Origin of the sequence: Cohnella sp. GCM10027633 (assembly GCF_042675445.1) — a bacterium.
Taxonomy (GTDB): Bacteria; Bacillota; Bacilli; order Paenibacillales; family Paenibacillaceae; genus Cohnella.
Map to the genome: position 1 here is coordinate 185859 of NZ_JBHTGV010000005.1, position 22104 is coordinate 207962.

General features: G+C 54.3%; 14 protein-coding genes. 5 read left to right on the plus strand and 9 right to left on the minus strand.

Annotation, left to right across the window (positions count from 1 at the left end):
- From ACFQZG_RS14425 to ACFQZG_RS14465, 9 genes are all read right to left on the minus strand, one after another.
- Positions 1-453 carry a hypothetical protein gene (locus ACFQZG_RS14425; protein WP_378153635.1) on the minus strand — a complete coding sequence of 151 codons (453 nt, stop codon included), beginning with the start codon at positions 451-453 and terminating at the stop codon, positions 1-3.
- Between the two features lie 140 nt (positions 454-593).
- Positions 594-2120, minus strand: coding sequence for an ABC transporter substrate-binding protein (locus ACFQZG_RS14430; RefSeq protein WP_378153637.1), 1527 nt, complete (start codon positions 2118-2120; stop codon positions 594-596).
- A gap of 75 nt (positions 2121-2195) precedes the next feature.
- On the minus strand, positions 2196-3092 hold the full coding sequence (locus ACFQZG_RS14435; protein ID WP_378153639.1) for a carbohydrate ABC transporter permease: 897 nt from the start codon (positions 3090-3092) through the stop codon (positions 2196-2198).
- A gap of 10 nt (positions 3093-3102) precedes the next feature.
- Positions 3103-3978 carry an ABC transporter permease gene (locus ACFQZG_RS14440; RefSeq protein ID WP_378153641.1) on the minus strand — a complete coding sequence of 292 codons (876 nt, stop codon included), beginning with the start codon at positions 3976-3978 and terminating at the stop codon, positions 3103-3105.
- A 258-nt stretch (positions 3979-4236) separates the two neighbouring features.
- Positions 4237-6579, minus strand: a complete 2343-nt coding sequence (locus ACFQZG_RS14445; RefSeq protein WP_378153643.1) for a helix-turn-helix domain-containing protein — start codon at positions 6577-6579, stop codon at positions 4237-4239.
- Positions 6580-6758: 179 nt separating this feature from the next.
- The gene (locus tag ACFQZG_RS14450) at positions 6759-9272 is read right to left on the minus strand and encodes a galactose-binding domain-containing protein (protein ID WP_378153644.1); all 2514 of its coding nucleotides are present in this window, start codon (positions 9270-9272) and stop codon (positions 6759-6761) included.
- 382 nt (positions 9273-9654) lie between these two features.
- Positions 9655-11529: a GDSL-type esterase/lipase family protein gene (locus tag ACFQZG_RS14455; RefSeq protein ID WP_378153646.1), complete on the minus strand. Its 1875-nt coding sequence runs from the start codon at positions 11527-11529 to the stop codon at positions 9655-9657.
- 124 nt (positions 11530-11653) lie between these two features.
- Complete coding sequence (locus ACFQZG_RS14460) at positions 11654-13258, minus strand: response regulator (protein ID WP_378153648.1); 1605 nt, start codon at positions 13256-13258, stop codon at positions 11654-11656.
- Complete coding sequence (locus ACFQZG_RS14465) at positions 13255-15096, minus strand: cache domain-containing sensor histidine kinase (protein WP_378153650.1); 1842 nt, start codon at positions 15094-15096, stop codon at positions 13255-13257. Before ACFQZG_RS14465 ends, ACFQZG_RS14460 begins: the two co-directional genes overlap by 4 nt.
- 205 nt (positions 15097-15301) lie before the next feature.
- Between ACFQZG_RS14465 and ACFQZG_RS14470 the strand changes: the two genes are divergently transcribed.
- The 5 genes from ACFQZG_RS14470 to ACFQZG_RS14490 all read left to right on the plus strand — a co-directional run bounded on the left by ACFQZG_RS14470 (position 15302) and on the right by ACFQZG_RS14490 (position 22048).
- Positions 15302-16651, plus strand: a complete 1350-nt coding sequence (locus ACFQZG_RS14470) for an ABC transporter substrate-binding protein (RefSeq protein ID WP_378153652.1) — start codon at positions 15302-15304, stop codon at positions 16649-16651.
- A gap of 157 nt (positions 16652-16808) precedes the next feature.
- Positions 16809-17600 carry a carbohydrate ABC transporter permease gene (locus ACFQZG_RS14475; protein WP_378153654.1) on the plus strand — a complete coding sequence of 264 codons (792 nt, stop codon included), beginning with the start codon at positions 16809-16811 and terminating at the stop codon, positions 17598-17600.
- Positions 17601-18410, plus strand: a complete 810-nt coding sequence (locus ACFQZG_RS14480; RefSeq protein ID WP_378153656.1) for a carbohydrate ABC transporter permease — start codon at positions 17601-17603, stop codon at positions 18408-18410.
- 27 nt (positions 18411-18437) lie between these two features.
- Positions 18438-19736, plus strand: coding sequence for an FAD-dependent oxidoreductase (locus tag ACFQZG_RS14485; protein WP_378153658.1), 1299 nt, complete (start codon positions 18438-18440; stop codon positions 19734-19736).
- Complete coding sequence (locus ACFQZG_RS14490) at positions 19733-22048, plus strand: alpha-galactosidase (RefSeq protein ID WP_378153660.1); 2316 nt, start codon at positions 19733-19735, stop codon at positions 22046-22048. The genes ACFQZG_RS14485 and ACFQZG_RS14490 overlap by 4 nt, the downstream gene beginning before the upstream one ends.
- Positions 22049-22104: the final 56 nt, after the last annotated feature.

Consider the following 22104-nt stretch of genomic DNA (forward strand, 5'->3'; position numbering starts at 1 on the left):
TCATAGTCTCCTTGGCACGTACAAATTCAAAGTATCGAGGGAACGGAAGAACGGTTCGCTCTTGCGATCGCCGGTTTCCTCCGTATGAATAAGAGACGCGATAACGGCCGTCGTATTGAAATTGGAAATGCGCTGCTCCTCGTTATGAATCCGAATGCCGGCATCCTGATACTCGTAACGGATATGCTTGCCGAACTCCAGATCCCGGCTGATGACCGGTATCCCGGTATCTACGAGACGATGAACGCCTTCGCCGACGCGCTTGGACTCGAACGTTCGGAGCGTCACCCAAGCCGAGAATTGATGCGGATCGCCGGTTGCCCGCACTTCGTACGCGCATGCCGAATCGAGCTGACCAAGGATGGCCGCCAGTTGTTCTTCCGTCAGATTGCCGCGTGCCGCTTGAACGATTTCTTCGCGCAGCTTGCGGATTGCAGCGCTCTCGCTGGTCATGAATAATCCCCCTTATATCGCTCGCGCGGATGCCGGCTCTCTCCCGCGAGCGACTCCGCGACGAGCATCGGCCCGCGCCCCGCGCCTGGCGGCGCGTAAGGCGGGGCCGTTGCTTGCCGTGCGCTTGCGCATACGGTTTATTAGTGCGACTTCAACCACTCGTTCAATTGGTTCTGCTTCTCTTGCAGCAGCTTCTCGCTGCCCGCCTTCTTGAGCTTGTCGCGGAATTCCGCCAAATACTTGTCAGGGTCGAGCGTTCCGGATTCGAGGCCGATGCCGTATTTGTCCAACACGGCGTCCGTTGAAGCGATCTCCGTCTGTACCGGTTCTTCGTTGAACGTGAAGCCGAAGTACGGCGACACCTTCGCCGACTCGTTCATCTTCTTCGTCTGATCCCACGTATCCGCCGGTTGCCCCTCAAGCAGATAGCCGTTAAATACGGACCCCATTACCCAAGGGAAATCCGGCGCATAGCCGCTGTCGAAGTCGATACGAATCGCGTTATCCCCTGTTTTCGCGTAATGCTTGCCTTCAATGCCGTAGGTGATCAAGTTGTACAGCTCGCTGTCGGAATTAACCAGGTCGAGGAACATCAACGCCCGTTCCGGATTTTTGGACGTGCGGCTGATCGCGTTCAACCCGGAAGTCACGCCGGTGAACGACGGCTCCGTCAGGCGGACCGAGACCAGATCGTTATTGCCCCATTTCGCGCGTTCCTCCACTTCGACGCCCGGCTTGGAAGTCGGGTCGAAGGCGGCTGCCACAACGCCTTTGTTAAACAGCTCCTCTTCCGGGTTCTTCATCGTTGCGATGTCCGGATGGATGTAGCCTTTCTCGTACCAGCTGCGCGCAAGTTGAAGATAGGACTCGTATTCGGGAGTGAAGGCATAGTCGACGATCGTGTTCGTCGTATCGCCTACGCGGACCTTCGCCACCGTGTCGTCGTCATAGCCGTAGAGCTTGCCGCTGAAGAAGTTGCGGCTCCCCCAAGGGACGATGTCCGGCTCGTTAGCCTTGAGCTGAGCGAAGAACGGTTCCAGATCCTCGAACTTACGAATCGTGCTCAAATCCAGACTGTATTTGTCGACGAAACGCTTCTGCAGCAGAATGCCGACCGATTTCGCGGCGATTTGGTAAGTAGGAACGCCGTAAATTTTGTCTTGTACTTTCGTGTCGCTCCACATCCAGTCCGGCATCATCGTTTTCAGATGGGGACCGTATTGGTCGAGGAGTTCGTCCAGCGAGACGAACGCGCCTTTGCTGGCATTGTTGGAGTAGTCGAATATCCAGTTGGCGGTAAAGGCGATATCGAAGTTATCGCCGGCCGATACGATCGTGTTCATTCTGTCTTCGTATTCGCCGCCGTCGAACGGCTCAAGCTTGATCGTTGCGTTGATCTTCGCTTGCGTAATTTTGTTCACTTCGTCTTCAACCGTTTTCAAATCGGACTGCGCCTTCGGCTGCATGTAGTGCCAGGTCAAAGTGACGGGCTCCAGCTTATCCGGCGTAGTGGACGGATCACCGCCTGCGCTTGCCGAGTTGGAGCTTGAAGGACCTTCGTTCGACGTTTTATTCTCGTTGGCGTTATTCGAACAACCGGACAATACGAGTGCCGCAATTAAAAGACCAGCCATGCCATACCCTGTCGCTTTTCTCTTGTTTATCATGCTAATCCGACCTCCTAGAATTTGTTGGTACTTCATCTTTATAAGGACGGGTAGCCGGGCGATCACTCCGGCATGCTACCCTTTTAAAGAACCGATGGTAAGGCCTTTGACGAAGTATTTCTGGAAGAAGGGGAAGATGAACATCATCGGCCCGGCTACCAGAATCGCCATTGCCATTCGGGCGGACAGCTTAGGGAAGTTTGCCATATCCATTCCGCTAAGACCTTGCAGGAATTGTTTCTTGGTCGTGAGGAATTCAATCGTGTTCATCATTCGGACCAACAGCAGCTGCAAGGGAACCAGCGCGTCGTTATTGATGAACAGCATGGCGTTGAACCATTCGTTCCAATAGGAGAAGGAGATGAACAGTCCTAGCGTGGCGAGTCCAGGCGTCGACAACGGCACGACAATGCGGAAGAAGATACGAAACTCGCGCGCCCCGTCGATCTTGGCAGACTCGATGACTTCGCCGGGAATGCCCTGCAGGAATACCCGTAGCACAAGCAGGAAGAACGGGCTGAGCAAGCTAGGCACGATGAGCGCCCACAGCGTGTCTTTCAAATGCAAATACTGCGTCATTAGAATGTAGAAGGGAACGAGGCCCCCGCTGAATAGCATCGGTAGGAAGAAGTAGAGCATTGCCGGACGGCGCAGCGCGTAATCTTTACGCGACAGCACGTACGCCGTCATCGCGGTTATCAGCAGACTGATGATCGTGCCGACGACGGTAACGGTGATCGTCACCCCGTAGGCCTGCAGCATAACGCCGGGAGATTGAAGCAAGTAAGAATAAGACTTTATCGAGAAATGCTCCGGTATGAACCGATATCCGTTATCGGTGAGCGATTGTTCGCTGCTGAACGAGATCGCGATTACCAGCAGGAACGGTAACAGAATAACGGCCGACACGAGAACGAAGATGCCGTGAATGATGCCTTCCGTAACGAAAGATTTATTGATTCGCCGAGTCATGCTCTACCTCCTACCACATCGAGTAATCTTCGTTCTTCTTGCGGACGATATAGTTCGTTGCCAGAATGAGCACGAGGCCGACGACCGATTGGAAGATGCCGACCGCGGCCGACATGCTGACGTTGCCTAGAGAACGCAGTGCCCGATAGACGTAAGTGTCGATGACGTCCGTCGCGTCGTAGACAAGCGTTGAGTTGCTGGGCACGAAATAGTGCAGTCCGAAGTCTCCGCGGAACATGCCGCCAATGCTGAGGATAAACAAGGTGAAGATCACCGGCGAGATCAGCGGAATCGTGATGCGTACGATCATCTGCCGTCTCGATGCCCCGTCGATTCGAGCTGCTTCGTAATAAGTCGGATCAATGGCGATAATGGCGGCGAAATACATTAACGTGGAGAAGCCGATCGATTTCCAGAGATGCACGATATTAAGAATGAAAGGCCAGTATCTGGCTTCGGCATACCAACGGACCGGCTCGGCTCCGAATACCGACTGAAGCATCTCGTTAATGTAACCGCTCTGGTGATCGAGGAATGCATAGGTGATATAGCTGACCAATACGAAGGAGATGAAATACGGCAGGAACAGAATCGTCTGGTACAGCTTGATGAACCCGCCTTTGATTTCATACATGAGCACCGCCAGCGTAATGGAGCAGATAGCGGTAATCACAATGTAGCCGGCGTTGTACAGCACCGTATTGCGGATTAAAATCCAAGCTTGGTCGGACACGAAGAAAAACTTGAAGTTGTCGAAGCCGACCCACGCGCTGCCGAACATGCCTTTGTCGTAGCGGTATTGTTTGAAGGCGATAATCATTCCGATCATCGGCAAGTACGACATAACGAGCACGTAGAGAAAGCCGGGCAGGATTAACGCGTTCATTTCTTTATTGCGACGAATTCTTTTCCAAAGAGATTTCACAGATTCACCTTCTTCTACTCGGATGCCGGGGAATGCCGGGTTTCAGCTTGCTTGGGAGCAGGCAACTTTTGAACTTGCCATGATCATGGCACAATTATCGGCCGGTTGCGTACTGTTCATCGTAAATCTGGATGTACTTTCGCGCTGTACGAATTAAACTTTACTGAACGAATCGCTTTTACAAACAAAAAAGGCAGGGTATCCTGCCTTACATGCGACTTAATCGATCGCTTTTTTGATCCGATATTCCTTCGGCGTCGTACCGAATTTCTTCTTGAATAGTCTGAAGAAATAGCTTTGGTTAATATATCCGACCTTCTCCATGACCGTATTAATGCTGTAGTGCTTGTTTTCCAATAAATCCAGGGAGCGATTCAGTCTAACATCATTGATATATTCCGTTAAAGGGACGTTCTCCGTCTGTTTGAACACGCGTCCGATATATACGGGGGACATCTTCAAGACCAATGCGATGCTCTGCAGGTTAAGATTCGGATCGTAGTAGCTCTCGCCTACGATTTCCTTGATCGTCTCGATCAGAATACGGTTCTTGCTCTCGGGCATAACTTGCTGGCGCGACATAATGTCGGCCAGCAATTCCCGCAGCAACGCGGTCATCTCGTGCAGCGTGTCCCGGTCGAGCATCGTGCGGATGAAAGTCGTTAAGTCGATGTCGACGGGCTGCAAGCGGTTCGCGTTGATCTCGTGTAGCGTCGTCTTCACGAGAGCGACCGTATCGAGCAGGGAATGAATCATATTGTCTTCGCTTAGCGTCTGCAAGTAGCCGCGGATTTGGCCGAGGAGCTCTTCTAGCGGCTCGCCGGTTTGCGAAGACTTGATGGCCGCAGCCAGCTTCTTCTTCAGTTCGGGCGGCAGCTGGAAATCGTCGTTGGCCTCGTTGCGGGCAACGTCTGAAGGCAGGATTACGGACATCTTACCGATCGTTAGCCTGTACTTGGCGACTTGCTGCGCCTGTGCGTACGCCTTGGGCAAGTCGCGCCAATGTTCCGCAAGACCGCTTAAGGCGACGGTGACCGATACGCGGAAGTAGCTCCACACCGTCCGTTGCATCTCGGAGAGCAGATCCGGAAGCGCTGCATATCCGCCGCCTGCGGAGGAACGCGGGATCCCGACGATAGCAGCCCCCTGGTCGCCCCGGAATTCCACGATCAAATTCGGATATTCGCGGCCGATGATCTCGCTTGCGATATTGCCGATGGCGAAGCGAATCAGCTCTTGATCCGCGTGGCTAGGCCGCTCCTCGAAGGCGCGGTAATCGTCGATCCGCAAGACGCACACCGCAAGCCGCTCGCGTTCGCTCGTCAAGAACGGTTGCTCCCGCAAGTAATCTTGCCATTCGTCGTTCATCGTCGCGGGCCCGTCTGCCAGCAGCGTCCGCGAATAATAGTTGTGCACGATATTGCGCTTGGCGTCCTGTTCCTGCCGCATTCGCTTCACGTTGGCGATCGCTCGGCTATGGACGCTGGCGATGATCTGGAATTCGTCCTGGCCCTTCTGCAGTTCGGCAGCCCCTTCGGCATTGTGGCGGAATTCCCCGACCAAGCCGTGAACCGGCCGATACAGCTTATGACTGACGATTAGGGAGAACACGAGCGAGAGAAGCAGGAAGATTACGGTGACGATCACCGTCGTGTTTCGCAGATGGTGAATATTCCCGAGAATTTCCGAATAGGGCTGGACGCTGACAATGACCCACTGGTTGATCCCCGTCTCCAGATAAGTGACGATCTGATCGGGACCTGCGCCATGATAGGTAAAGGAATTGAACGTATCCCCGTCATGAACACGCTTCCAAATTTCTTGTTTAACGGACTCGGGCAACCGGCTTTGCGCCGAATAGATCGCTTCCCCCTTGTTATCGACCAAGTAGACCTGCTTATTCTGATGAACGTCCGAGATATTGATCTTATTCATATTGTCGAAGAGCCATTGCGGCTTAATATTCAGAATCAAGACGCTATCGCCGGAGCTATAACCCTTAAGCGACTCGTACATGAAGTACGAAACAACGTAGGGATTGCTGCTCCCGGCCGCATCCTCGTTCGTTACCCCCCCGGTCAACGGAGTGAGCCGCATCTTTCTTACCTGTTCCGGCTGCTGCAGGAACAGCCTGACATCCTTCAATAGCTGCTCATGAGTCCCGTTCGATTTGGAGCCGTAGATGAACTTATCCAGATTTCCGTTGTAGATCAGAATGGAATGCAAATACGCGGAAGAATGCACTAGATAATCGAGCTCTGCCTGCTTGTTGAGAATGTCCAACATATCCGGCGTCCTGCTGTTCATCAGAACTTTCGTATCGTTCCGATAGTAGAGCGATGTCGCGAGGTTCTTAATGATTTCGTTCATATGCCCTAGCTCGTTATTCAATTGATCCATCACTTGCCGGTTCGATTGCCGGGTCGCTTTGAGCATGAGGGATTCCGCGCTGTAGTACAGCACGGCGGAGCTGACAAGCAAGAACAGAACCATGAGCAGGGAGATCGTCCTTATAATGCTTTGCCAATACTTGCGGGATTGGTAGGTTCTCAGCCAACTCATCGGGTATGCCTCCCACGGGTATCTAATCGGACAGACGGTATGTCTACCTCTATAATTAACAGGCGATGTCTCTATTGGTCAAGTAAGATTGTCTTCCGATATTTCATTAAAAAACGGGTCCGCGGGATTAGATTCCCGCTAGACCCGTCCTCAGCGCGCCGGTTGCGCCCGGAGCCGTCTTAGTGGCCCCACGCCTCGAATTCGTATATTCTGGCCGTATTATCCGAACCGGTAGTCGGCGTCGTAATGTACAAGCGCACGTAGCGGCTGGTGAAAGCCGTGACGGTACGATCCGTCACGCTTCCGGTATTGCCCGTTACCGTGTCGACGTCGACCCAGCTTATACCGTCGCTGCTCCGCTGCAGCTTAAAGTCTCTCGTGTTGAAATAACTTGCCTCGCCCGCTGCTTGCGCATGCTTCGCGACCCAACGGCTGATGCTGTAGCTCTGCCCGAGGTCCAGAGCGAGCCAGTGGCCGCCGGTCGTGTTGGCGGAAGCCCACTTGGTGGTCAGCGAGCCGTCCACCGTTCTGCTAGCTGCTTCGGTAGCATAGTTAGAGTCGGCCGTAGCCGTCTTGCCGAGCGCTACGTTCGCATCCGCGGCAGCGGCGGCGCCCCACACTTCGAATTCGTATATCCGGGCGGTGTTATCCGAAGCGGTAGTCGGCGTCGTGACGTAGAGTCGCACATAACGGTTGGTGAACGCCGTGACGTTACGATCCGTCACGCTCCCCGTATTGCCCGTCACCGTGTCGACGTCGCTCCAGTTCGTCCCGTCGCTGCTCTGCTGCAGCTTGAAGTCCCGGGTATTGAAGTAGCTCGCCTCGCCTGCAGCTTGCGCATGCTTCACGACCCACCGGCTGATACTGTAGCTCTGTCCGAGATCCAAGGCGAGCCAATGTCCGCCGGTCGTGTTGGCGGACGTCCACTTAGTGGTCAGCGAGCCGTCTACCGCTTTGCCGGCCGCTTCGGTGGAATACGTGGAGTCGGCCGTGGCCGTCTTGCCGAGAGCCAGGTTCGACGATGACGGAGTGGATGAGGTCACGGTAATGTTCTTCTCGACTCTCGCGCCGCGCCCTAAATTATCCCATACGACCAGCGTCACTCGGTACGTGCCCGCTTGATTGTACGTATAAGTCGGGCTCGTGGTAGTCGATGGAATACCGTCTCCGAAGTCCCATAGCGAGAAGCCGATCGACCCGCCCGGATCGCTGGACGTATTCGTGAATGAAACCGTTTGACCCACGGTGGCAGTCGTCACGGAGGTGAAATTGGCCGTCGGCTTCGCATTGCTGAAGCCTCTGGACGTCAGCTGCGTGTTCGTTCCGTTCCCGCTGACCGTATTGCCGCTCCACTCCAAATCGGGGGCAGCAGACGGATAACCCGATATCGATGCGCTGACATTACCCGTGATCGTGTTGTTCACGAAGCTCAGCTTATCGATCCCCGTAGTCGGACTTACTTCGATGCCGAGACCGCCGTTGTTCTTAATCTGGTTGCTATCCAACGTGAAGTAAGTCGTATTCCCGTTGAAACGGAAGCCGTGGCCGTCGTTGTCGGGATAGGTGGCGTTCGGATTGCTGTTCTGAGTGTTCTGGAACGTATTATTGTAGAAATACTGATAGTTCGCATTGCCCGTATCGCCTTGAACTTGCGCACCCCACTGCACCATGTTCTGAACGGTGTTGTAAGCCCAATAATTGTGCTGCTTGTCGCCGTCGTTCGAGATCGAGATGCCGACCTGCTGTCCGCTGTCCACCGTATTATCCGTGAATACGTTGTTGCTGGTGGAGGCGGCTTCCAACCCGAGGAACTTAATCGTTCCGCTGGTATCGCGCACCGTATTCCGGCGTACGGCCGTATAATCCGCGCCGTCCAGGCTAATCCAGTGGTCTACGACGTTGTCTTCGATGATCGCCTTGCCTGACTCGCCCCATACCTCGATCGCCAGCCCCTCGCCTACGGGAGTCGTGCTCATTCCGGAGCCGGATACCGTATTGTTGCGAATAATGCTATCCGTGGATCCGTCGTGAGCGAAGATGCCTCCTCGTCCCGTATTCGAAATCGTATTGCGCAGGATCTGGTTGCCCTTGGATGCCCAGCCCATTCGAATGCCCGAGCCCCACTCCCTGGACGTTCCGATGTTCGTAATCGTGTTGTCCGCGACGGTGCTGTTCTTGACGCCCTTCAAGGAACCGGCATTGCCGCTCTCGCCTTCGAACCAGATGCCGAAAGGACCGTACAGCGAAGCCGTGCCCACGAAGTTTTTAATCGTCAAGTGATGGAAGTTGTGCCCGCTGCCGTTATGCGCCTCGATTCCGTAATACGCTTCGGGGTCGCTGTTCCCGTCGAGCGTCAGATTGGAGATCTCGACGTTAGAGATGCTCGACGACATCGGCATGTAGATCATTGCGCTGCCGGCCGAGCCGTTGAACTTGATGATCGCCGTGCTCTGGGATGCTCCGTTCAGCTTAATTCCGGACTTCGGAAGCAGAGAAGAGTTAATGTAATAAGTACCCGCCGGGAAATAAACCGTGTCTCCGGACGATGCCGCGTTAATCGCATTCTGGATCGCCGTCGTGTCGTCGCTCGCGTCGCCGCCGTTGGCGCCGTAAGAGGTGACGTTCATCGTCGCGGCATAAGCGCGGTCGTACGATAGCGCCGGAATGCCCAAGCTCAGCAACAACATGATCATTCCGGCACGATAACACCACAGGGGAAAGACCCGTCTTCCGTCATTTCTACGATTCATTACAGCAACTCCTCCATGAGTGGAATACCGCGTCGTCGGGACGCGTCTTGCTTGTAAGACGTGAAACCGGAATTGCACCACCTGTTCAGGGATAATAAAATCGCCTCTGTCATTCCGCGCGGAACTTAGTTCAATCATAGATAGGATTGAACGAACATGAACACTGTACAAATCCAACTTTGCCGTACAACGGGACAGCATGATCTATATTTCGCTGTATTGAAGGGGCGCGCGGATTCGCGTAATCGGCAGGTGCTTAGGGGTAACCTAATAGCCCCCATGCAGCCTGGTGGCCGTGGGGGCTTATTCTGCTTATTCAAACTTTTCAATTGGTAACGCGAATGTAATCGATGACGACCGATTGCCCGGACGCGGAAGGGTTAAGAGGATCGATTCTCAGCTGCCTGATCGTGCCCGTCCAAGAGGCGTTGCCGGACATATCGACGATATAGTCGGCATATCCGCTATTCGCGACGATAGGGAAGGCGACGGATTTAGTTTCGCTCCAGGTCACATCCGAGTTCGTGATGAAATAGACTTTGGCTGCGGTCTGGGGCGATGCATTGAGCATTCGAATGCGCACCTTGTTATAGGTCGTCGGAGCGGCGATCGCCAGAAGATCGGGAGACTTCAACTGCATATCCGTGCTTGCAGCCGTCATGGTGTAGGCATTGTTCGAGACCATGCCATTGAGATGCAACGAGCTCCACCCTTCGACGTTCGCATTCGTATTGAAGTTCCATGCCTTCGCGCTTGTATACCCGGAGCCGGTATTATGCAGCTTAAATTCGTACATGATCGGCGTGGCGCTTCCGCTCGTATAGTAAATCCGCGCCTTGCTTCCGGTGACGGCCGGGAAGCTGTGCGAGCTGGGGGCGGCAAGGCTGCCTATGGCCGTTCCCGTATATGCGGTCGCCCATGCGCCTCCGTTCCAATATTCGATCCGGAATCCGGTTGTTCTGCTCCCGAATTCAGCCAGTACGGCTTGATTGAAGGTCGTTCTCTCGCCGAAATTGACTTCGAGCCATTGTCCGTTGAATACGGAGTATTGCGCGGCCTGCCAGTTCGTTCCGTTCAAGCCGTCGAAGGCCAGATTCGCGGATTGATTGCCGTCCCACTGGGACGAAGCGCTGTACGTTTCGCATCGCGCCAGATTCGAGCCCCAAGGCGAGCAGCCGTTCAGTATCGGCCCTAACCGGTCTACGATCTTCTGCACACCGTTGTCATTGGGATGAAGGGTGTCCAGATAGTCGGTAGACGTCAGCCATCCGGTCGTATCGACGTAGAACACGTTCGCGTCGCCGGCGGAATTTCTCGCAGCCGCCGCGTTCTGGGCTTGCAGCGCTTTATATCCCCCGAAAGGCCTGATCACGAATATTGGGGCGGATGGATATTTCGCGCGAATGCTAGTCAATAGCGTGATATAGGTGTTCTGAAAGGTTGAATCGGGAACGCCGAGACGCCCGTCATTGGTCCCGATATTCACGACGACTTGAGAAGGGGTATAGTCGGTGAAATTCCAAGGGGCAGCGGGCGTGACTTCAATATTTTTCTGGTTGAAGAAGGAGCTGATCATGCCGACCGCGTTGACCCCGGTACAGGAGTAGCCGTCAGGCAGGCACATGCCGCCATGCGAGATCTGCACGTGCTCCGCATTTATACTTTCCGCTGTCCTCCACGGGTAACTCATCGTCGGCATATCGGACGATCCGTATCCGACCGTGATGGAATCCCCTACGAACTCGATTAACTTGGCGCGCGGCATCGTAACCTGTGTCGAAGCCGCATCATCCAATTCAAGTCCCGCGAATTGGAAATCCGCGCTGCCGTCTCCCTGAGGGACAAGGACTAAGGAGTGGGTGCCGTTAGCCAAGGGAACCGGGGTCAGATTGATCGTAGCGTTGGGAGTCGAACCATAGACAACGAAAGGCCCGTCGTCGATGCTCGCTTCAAAGGCGGTCGTCGTCGAACCAAGCACCACTTGGATCGTCGTACCGCTAAAGTTCACTTTCAAATACGCGCCGGGCCAGCGTCCGGTTGAATAAACGGAGGGATTGCTCTTATCCCATCGGCCGAAGTATTTCATGTTCGCATCCGCAGGCAGAATTGTCGTCGAGGCATAAGTAGGAGTCGGGTAGTGAATCGTACTTGCTAGTCCAATGGCGAACATAAGCATGATCTTGGCAAACATCGCTCGCATCGTTCTTGTCCTCATCGTGAATTCAGCCTCTCCGGATTATGGATACTCTAACTATATCAACTCCCCGGGATGAACTTGAAGTGCTCAAAATTCAATAAAAAGTATACTATTTTATTTATTTCCGCTAGATATTCTTATACTCGCTGGGCGTGTAGCCCGTCCTCTTCTTGAACACTTTATAGAAATACTTCACGTTGCTGAAGCCTACCATTCCAGCCGTCGCGATGACGTTGTGCTCGCCCGCCCGAAGCAGCTCCTTGGCTTTCTCGATGCGATAATTGCTCACGTAGTCTACGAAGTTCTCGTTCATCTCTTTCTTGAAGATGTTGCTGAAGTAGGTCGGCGTGAGGTGAATGTGCTCGGCTACGGACTCCAGGGATAGTTCCTTGGCGTAGTTGTCATGGATGTATCTGCGGGCTTTCTCGACGATCCGTTTATTCCCCTTCTCTCTCGCATGCTGCAAAGCCTCGAAGCTAATATTCAACGTACCGTGGAACCATCCGATAATCTCGTCGATATGGGTGCATTGATTGACTTCTTCATACAGCGTGAGCTCGTCGCCCAATAACGCCAGCGGCTCGACATCCAGACGTTCGAGTATCTTATGAAGCAAGATGATGATCTGGAAATTCAGTTTCAACAAGCTGGCCCTGTCCACGTAATCAAGTGAGAAGAACGGGGTATACAGCTCCTTGATAAGGTTCATGGCCGTCTCTTGCTCGCCCTTCTCGAACGCCGAGAGCATCTCTTGCTCGAACTGGAAGCCGAGCACCTTGAACTTATCGCGTCGGACGTCGGGATTGTCGAAGGAAATGACGCAATTCCCGCCCCGGATCAGGCGCTGCGACAGCGCGCTGCGGGAGGTTTCGTACGAATGGAACAGCTGGAGGAAATCGGCCGTCGTCGTACCGATTCCGATCGTTACTTCATGCTGAAGATACTTCAACACGCTGTCTTTGATCTCGATGCAAGGCTTCATGACGGGAGATGTCTCCGCGTTAGGGTCTTCATCTGGAAAGTTGACAAGCAAACCAAGCCCGTCCTCCGCATCGAATGCATACGAGGAGAAGCCGTGGTTCAGGAAGATTTCGCCGGCGATATTCTCGATGCCGTATTGGATCAGGGACATTTCGTTCGGCGAGAAGCGTTCGATCAGCGCGGCGTATCGATCCAGACTGATGCCGAGCACGCAGAACGCGCGGTGCGCGAAGCCGATCTCCAATTCCTGAAGCCGATGCCGCAAGTAGTTCTCCGAGTTCGATCTCCGGGTGACGAGCTCTTCGACGAAGCGGCGTCTCATCGAGGAGACGCCTTGGTTCATCTTGATCTTCATGAGCAGATTGGATTCATGATAGCGATCTTGCCGCTGCAGCTTCTCTCTCGACTTATGAATCACGACCTGAAGCTGCTCGGCGGAGACGGGCTTCAACAAGTAGGACAGGGCGCCGAGGTCCAGCGCGCTCTGAACGTATTCGAACAAGTCGTAGCCGCTCAACAAGACGAATAACGTCTCGTCGTTCGTCTGCTTCAATGTCTTCAACAGCTCGATGCCGTCCATTCTCGGCATTCGAATGTCGGCGATAATCAGATCGGGGCGATGGCTCGCGATTAACCGCAACGCCTCGATGCCGTCTTCGGCTTGCTCGATGTCGCTATAGCCCAAGCTCTCCAAGCTTTGAACGACCGAATCTCTGACAAGGGCTTCATCGTCGACGACGAGTATTCTCATTCGCGATCTCCTCCCGGCAGGGTCAGGGCATGGGCCGGCTTGTCCGGCGCTTCGGCCGGCAACGTAATCTTGACGACCGTCTCCGAGCGATTGTTCATGTATAGCTTCAATCCGTACCGCGCCCCGTAAGTCAGCTTGATTCTGGCGTTCACGTTGAAGATACCCATATGTTCGGAATAGGGATTGGTCGAGAAGTCGCCGTTCCATTCCAGGGATTGATTAATGCGCTCCAGCTTGTCGCTCTCTATCCCCGCGCCGTTATCGACGATGTAGATGAAGAACATATCCTTGGAGGATTTGGCGGTTATTCGGAGCGTTCCAGTCCCTTCCTTCGGATCCAGGCCATGAATGAAGGCGTTCTCGATCAAAGGTTGAAGCGATAGCCGAACGATGCCGTACGACAGAACGTCATCGTCGATATCGTAGCTCACCTGGTACCTGTCGGCGAACCGGCATTCCTGGATATAGATATACTTCTTGACGTGCTCGAGCTCTTCCGAGAAGGAGACGATGTATTTGCCTTTGCTCAGGCTGTATCTGAACATGGCGGACAGGCTCTTGATCATGGTGGCGGACTTGGCGAAGTCCCGCTTGTCGATCACGGATAAGATCGAAGTCAGCGTGTTGAACAGAAAATGCGGATTAATCTGGCTTTGGAGCGCATCCAGCTCGGCTTGCTTCTTCAACAGGCCGATCTGGTAATTCTGCTGGATCAGACTCTCGATGTTCTGGACCATCGCGTTAAAGGCAACGCCGATCTGGCTGAGCTCGTCCTCTCCCCTGACGGCAACCCGCGTGCTGAGGTCTCCCTTGGACAGCTTCCTCAAGGAGAAGAGAAGCTTCTTCAACGGGCTCGTGACGACATGCGAGAAGTACAGGGAAAGCACGAAAGCGAACAGGATCAGGACGGTCAATAATACCAAGTTGATATTGCGCAGGAACAAGTTTTTCTCCTTCAGCTCTGACAAGGGAATCGCGGAAATGACCTTCCATTGATACTTCTCTGAACCGCTGAAGTTGACCAGCCATTCGCGAGACTCGATGCCGAGCTTGAAGGATCCGGATATATTCGCATGGGCGCGTTCGATCAATTGGTCGTAATAAGCCGGAGATAGCGCGGCATCCGAATAAATGACCGCGCCGCTGTTGCCTACGACCATGAAGTGTTGATTGTTCTCCCACTCGATCGCGGAGACGATATCGGAGAAACGGGATATTTCCTGATCGAACACGATCATGCCCGCGGGCTGGCTGGTTTGCAGATTAATAATCGAGCGCGAGATGGAGATGACGGATTTATTGTTGGGAGCGCCTGCATCGATGAATTTATTAAGGTGCGGTTCCATGATCAGGGGCATCCCTTTCAGTTCCATCGTCTCCGCGAACCACGGTTCGTCTTTGACGTTGTATAGATTGATCGCATTGCCTTGTTTGCCGGAATAGTAAAGGACGCTTCCGTCCGTGGATAGAAGCGTTATCGCGTATAGATTCTCATTGCTTTGCAGCAGGCTATTCAAGTAGTTGGACACTCTGCTGTAAGTGGACAGATACTCCGTGCCCATGCTCTCGTCGGTGAGGGACAGCACATGGATGATGTCGTCCAGGTTGGAATAGATCGCCATCGATTGGCGCGTCAAGTTCGCCAGATTCTCTTCCATGGTTTTGACGATCTGCTGATTGATTCGCCCTTGATAGTTGGTATAGTCCCTCTCTAGACTCGCCGTGGACATGGTGTACGAGATGCCGCCGAACAGGATAATAGGTAAGGAGATAACGACGACGTATATGATGAAAAGCTTGCTTTTGACGCTTTTACGAATGAGCTTAACGATCGTCATCGCCCCCTGTTCCCGTATTGCGATCGGTAGACTTACTCTACCATCCGCATTTGCAACTAAGCAATACAGGCAGTTAGGAAAGCAACGGTTGCGTAAAATAGTGTACCTTTTTTTAATTTTTGAGCACTTCTCGCTTCTTGCCGATGACTTTATAGTGGAGTTGCGGGGACAAGCATTCAAATCGACAGAAGAGGGTGGAAGTAACATGAGGAAGTCATGGTTAAGCTTTCTAAGCATCGCTGTATTGGCGTTACTCATTACCGGATGCGGGGCGAACGGGAATAACGAGGCAAGCGAATCCGCGAAGCCGAGCGGAGAGGCCAGCCAACCGGCGCAATCCAGCGGCGCCGAAGCGGAGGAGGTTACGCTCAAGTATGCCTCGTGGATGTCGAAGGGCGAGGATAAGCCGACGCTCGAGGCGTTCATGCAAGCGAACTCCAATATTAAGATCGCGGATGAAGTCATCGACGGCAAGCAGTACAGCCAGTTGATTCAGACTCGAATCCTATCGGACGATGCGCCCGATGTCTACTTGTTGCCTTTCGACCAATATACGAAATACGCGAAGGAAGGGCATCTGCTCGACCTGACCGACGAGCCGGGCATGAAGCTGATGATCGACAATCCGTTGGTCGACGAGGCGTTCAAGATCGATGGCAAGAGATACGGGTTCATGGTAAACTCCGGCGCGCCGATCAACCCGATCTATTACAACAAGAAAATATTCGAAAAGTATAATCTCGTTCCGCCGACGAATGCCGAAGAATTCCTGAAAGTCAGCGAGACGCTCAAAGCGAACAACGTCGAGCCGCTCGTATTCGGCGCGAAGGATGCATGGACGCTGTCGGGCACGCTCTACACGGCCATGTTCCGGTCGTATGCACTCCCTAAGGCCAACAACGATATCTTCTATTCGTTGGCAACGGGCAGCGCGAAGCCGTCGGAGCTCATCGATTATCCGCTCTCCTTCATCGGGGAGCTGACGCAAAAAGGGTACATCTCCAAAGCATCGTCCACGCTGACCTATGACCAGTCCGTACAGTACTTCGCGGACGGCAACGCGGCAATGCTGCCACAGGGGACATGGGTTCCGACGTTGGATCCGATCGTTAACGCGAATAAGGACGTATTCGAATTGGGCGCCTTCGTTCCGCCCGTTCCGGAAGTGGACGGCAAGAAACACGCGCTCAGCAACGGAGATCGCATTCTTGTTATCTCCTCCAAGACCAAGAACGTGGAAGCGGCCAAGAAGCTGTTCAACTTCTTCGTCGAGCCGGCGAATCTGCGGGAGTACATCGAAGCGCAATCCTTGTTCACGGTGTTGAAGGGGCTGGATTTCAAGACGGCTCCGGTGCTCCAGGATTACGTCAATAGCTTCGCGTCCGATAGCTTCGCGGTCACAATCGGCAGCAAATCCGCGTTAACCCCGGCCTTCAACAAAGAAGTGGATATCGCGCTTCAGAATATTCTGGTCGGCTCGACGGTGGACAAAGAATTGAAACGGTTGGACGAGGAATTCGAGAAAACGAAAAGCCAGATGGTCATTAAGGAATAACGAGAATGGGGGAGGCGGAGTCGTAATTATCCGCCTCCTTCATAATGAATGGAGCAAAAAGATGATAACCAAACGCGCAAGACGAGATTTCCTATCGGCCTGTCTCTTTTTGGTCCCGGCGCTATGTTTGTTTCTAACCTTCAAGTACTATCCGCTCATGATGACTTTATATTATTCGTTCACGGATTGGGATGGCTTCAGCAAGGCGTTCCGCTATGTGAGCTTCGATAATTTCCTGAACATCTTCCATGAGAGCAAAATTTACGGCGCCTTCATGAATACGATCTACTTCGCGGTAATCAGCATATTGGTCGGTACCGCGGTACAACTGGGATTGGCCATTATTTTAGTCAATAAGCTGAAGGGTAATCGTTTTTTCAGAACGATTTTATATATGCCTTCCGTAATCAGCTCGTTAATCATTAGCCTGACGTGGATCTCGTTCTTCCAATATAACGGCATTATTAACCGGGTGCTCGAATCGGTCGGTCTGGATATGCTCGTTCGCAACTGGCTGGCCGACGCCGACATAACGATTAACGTGCTTGCGGCCATTAATATCTGGCAGTGGGCCGGATACGGAATGATCATCTACATTACGGGCTTGCAGAGCATCCCGACCGAGGTGAAAGAAGCGGCCGCCTTGGACGGCGCGACGGGCTGGAGCAAGTTCATGCGGATTACGCTGCCGCTTATTATGCCTGCGGTCACGGTCAATATGTTCATCTCGATCACGGGCGCCCTGAAGGTGTTCGAGCTGCCCTTCATACTCACCGGCGGAGGTCCGATGAACTCGACGAACACCGTTACGATGCAAATCTACAACACGGCGTTCCTGTCCAACCAGTTCGGGTACGCGAGCAGCATCGGCCTGACCTTCTTCCTCTTCATCGCCATTCTGACCCTTATTCAATTGCGAATAACGAGAAGGATGGAGGTGGAGTACTAGATGGTTCGGAAATTCCAGTATCTCGTGTTGGTTATCGCCGTTGCGGTCATCTCCATTCCGGTGCTTAACATCGTGCTAAGCAGCTTTAAGACCAACGAAGAGATCAACCGCGTGTTCACGCTGCCTTCGTCGTTGCAGTTCGAGAACTATCGCCGGGTGTTCGAATCTTCGGAGATTCTGCTCAATATTGTTAATTCGCTCGGTATTACCGGAAGCGCGATTCTGATCGCGATCTACTTGACTTCAATGGCGGCCTATACGCTGGCGAGAAGATACGAGGCGTTCTTCCAACTGATCTATCTGCTGTTCATCAGCGCGGCCATGATTCCGGTCGCCGCGAATTTGGTGCCGTTGTATGTCCTGATTAACAAGCTCGGGCTCGTCGATACCCGATCGGCCATCGTGCTGATCAGCGCGGCAAGCGCGATTCCGATGGGGATTCTGCTGTACACGGGATTCATCAAGGGCATACCCAAGAGCTTGGAGGAATCGGCTAGCATAGACGGATACGGGAAAACAAGCATTTTCTTCAAGATCATCTTCCCGTTGCTGAAGCCCGTGACGGTTACTTACGCGGTCATCTCTTCCATCAGCGTATGGAACGACTTCTTAATGCCGCTGCTCTTCCTGCGGACCGAATCGAAGAAGACGATTACGCTGGCCGTGTACGCATTCACGAGCGAATACGTCAACGATTGGGGAGCCATCTACGCGTTGTTGACCATTGCTTTCATCATACCGGTGCTGTTCTTCATCCTGAACCAGAAGCACTTCTACAACGGGATGACGGACGGCGCGGTGAAAATGTAGAACTAGAGCGGAAGAAGGGGAATATCAGTGAGCCAAGCTGTATATGAGGAACCGTCTCAACGAATACCGATCCTGGTAACGTCGGATGTCGTCGTCTGCGGAGGGGGACCGGCAGGGGTCGCGGCGGCCATCGCCTCGGCGCGCGGGGGCGCACGCACCGTGCTGCTGGAAAATCAGGGATGCCTCGGAGGCATATGGACTTCCGGGTTGCTCTCGTGGATTATCGACGCCGGCAATAAGAAAGGCATCATGCGGGAAATCGTTGCCCGACTGGATCGACGCCATGCGAGAATCGCTAGCGCAGGGGAGGACTTTACTTACGATCCGGAAGAAATGAAGCTCCTGCTGGAGGAAATGTGCGAAGAAGCGGGCGTAACGGTCATGCTGCATACCCGTGTCGTCCATGCGGCCGTCGAAGAATCGGGACGGCTTACGCTTGCGATTACCGAATCCAAATCCGGCAGACAAGCGTGGGCCGCGAGTATGTTCATCGATGCTACCGGCGATGGCGATCTGGCGGCTCGAGCGGGCTGCCGATTCGATCTGGGCAGACCGCGTTCGGGGGAAACCCAGCCGATGAGCCTGATGGCCTTGGTTGCGGGAATCGATCCGGATGAAGTGGCGGCCTATACGATGGACGGCGTTAACGAGACGCCGAAGGCCAGACTGCTCGAACGGATGGAGCAAGCAGGGCAGACGCCGTCTTATGCCGCTCCGTCGTTATTCCATATCCGCGACGGCTTGTTCGCTCTCATGGCCAACCATGAATACGGGGCTTCCGCGCTTCAGACGTCGCAGGTGACCCAGGCTACCCTGCATGCAAGGAAAGAGCTTCATCGCATTATCGTTGGGCTAAGAACGCTCGGCGGCGCATGGGCGAACATTCGGATCGTCAGCACCGCTAACCATATCGGGGTGCGCGAAGGCAGACGTATTCATGGACGGTATACCGTTAGCGAACAGGATTTGCAGGCGGGCGCCCGGCACGAAGACGGCATCTGCCGGGTTCGTTACGGCATCGACATCCATTCCACGAACCCGGACGAGGGCAAAGGATTCGGCGACGACGGCAAGAGAAGCTTGCCCTACGATATTCCCCTGCGCGCGTTAATCGCCGCGGACGTGGACGGCTTGCTGATGGCCGGTCGCTGCATTAGCGGGGATTTCATCGCGCATTCCAGCTACAGGGTCACGGGCAACGCGGTCGCCATGGGACAGGCCGCCGGAGCGGCGGCGGCAATCGCCGCGATCACGAACGTATTGCCGCAGCACTTGAACGGGGCGGATCTCGCGCAAGCGCTGCAGCGATTGGAGGAAGCGAATTGAAACCCAAGCTGTACATGGATCTATCGAACGAAGGCGGGCAGATCGGTATTGGTTATGAGGCCGATGCGGACAGCGTTGTATTTCATTTCGGCTTCTGCATCAAGCTTGCATCGGGAATCGCATGGACGGAGCGGGACTTCGTACGAGGAAGCTGCGAGCTCCTTGAGGAGACCGGCGAACTACGATCGTATGCGGTGCATTACGGGAATTCGCGAATGGCGCTCGTTCTTCGCCTGGACTTGGCGGAAGCCGGACGCTATGCGGAATGGTCGTTCCGGATCGATAACCACGGCGACGATCCGCTTGAGATCGCAAGCATGGACATCGGCGACGGACTGCTGACGAGATTCGGTCAACAGCCGTCGGGTGCACCTTGGAAGGCGTTGAATATCGGCCTGCAATCTACGGACGAGCACGTTGGAATCGCAACCTTGACGCCGAATCGCCAGTTCTATTTCGATTCCGTGACGATGCTTCATCAGACGGCGACCCGAAGGAACATTCTGATCGGGTGCTGCACGTTCGAGCGCTATTTCCCCCACCTGCTCGTACAAGCGAGAGAAGAGGACTCTTGCTACATCACGATCTCGAACGGAATGGAGCATTCGATCCTGCTGCCCGGGGAGTCGGTTACGACCGAGAAAGCGATCTTGATGGTCGGAGGGCGGGACCATGACGGCATGTTCAGCCTGTATATGGACAGGGTATGCCGGGAGATGAACCCGACAAGCCAATTTCGCAAGCCTCCTACCGGATGGCTGTCTTGGTACTACTATTACGGGACGGTCACGGAGCAAGACATCTTGGACAATGTAAGCGGGTTCAAGGAGTATCCCGACATTCGCCCGGAATATATCGTCATCGATGCCGGCTGGTTCCTGGAGTCCGGATTCGGGGATTGGGAGGCGAATAGCAAGTTTCCGCACGGCATGAAGTGGCTGGCGGACGAGATCGCGTCGGCAGGCTATAAGCCGGGATTGTGGTTCTCGCCGTTCCTGGCTGATGCGGGATCGCTAATGGTCAGGGAGCATCCGGACTGGCTGTTAAGGAAGAACGGCATCCCGGTCGCGGGCATGAATCCGTCGGGAAGCGACGTGCTCGAGCTGCACGAGAAGAACAAGATCAAATTCGTGCTGGATCTCACGCATCCCGAAGTACTGGCATATCTTCATCGCTTGTTTCATCGCGCGGTCCACGAATGGGGCTTCGAGTATATTAAGCTGGATTTCCTTGTTCGGTCTCTATTCACGGATCAAGGCAACCACTCCAGTCTTACTAGGGATCAAGTGTACTTCCCGGGTACGACCACGGCCCAAGCTTATCGCAACGCGATGCGCGTCATCAGGGAAGCGGCGGGAGAGGATTGTTACATTCTCGGCTGTGCCGCCCCCCTGTTCGCCAGCATCGGGAATCTGATCGACGGCAACCGAATGACGCCCGACATTACGCGCAGGAACTATACCCCCGACCAGATCAGGCCAACCGCCTGGGAGCTTGTGAAGATGTGCTCCAGAACGATGGCGGCCAGATACTTCTTGCACGGCAGAGCGGGCTTCAACGATCCCGACGTGCTTGTCGTCCGGGGACACGAACCGGAGGGGATTACCGATGAATACACGCCTACGCTCGACGAAGCCCGCGTCTGGGCAGGCGTCGTCGCGCTATCCGGCGGGATGCTGTTCTATAACGACAAGCTGACGACGTTGGAAGAGGACCGCAGGCCGTTGCTTAGCCAGCTGTTTCCCGTCGGTCCGGGCGCGGCCGTTCCGGTCGACTTCTTCCATACGGACGCCCCGGCCATATGGAAGCTCCCGGTGCAACGAGGCGCGGATAGCTGGACGGTCTTGGGCCTATTCAATTGGGGAGAGACGACCAAGGATATCGCCGTGGACTTGAGCGAACTGGGCTTCCGCGAAGAGGAGGAGGCGCACGGCATAGAACTGTGGTCGCAAGCGTACGTTACGGGCCGAGATCGGCTGACGGCGCTCCGGGTGCCGCCGCGGGCGATGCGGTTCATCTCTCTGCAGGCCAAGGTCGACCGTCCCCACGTTATCGGCACGGATATGCATTTCACGCAGGGATGGGCCGAATTCGAGCACATGGGCTGGGAGGATCGGACGTTGACGCTCAAGTGGAATCCCGACTATACGCGGCGCGGGACGATATCGATCTATGTTCCCGCAGCGTTCTTGGCGGATACGATCGAGAGCAATGCGCGAGAAGCAAGCCGGACAGGCCATCGGCTTACGGTTGTTCCGCATCCGGACGACGGCGGGACGTTATGGTTGAGATTCGATAAGGGCAGCCATTGATCCGCCGAACGAACATCTAATCGAGGAGATGGTCATGATGTTGCGCAGGGGAATAA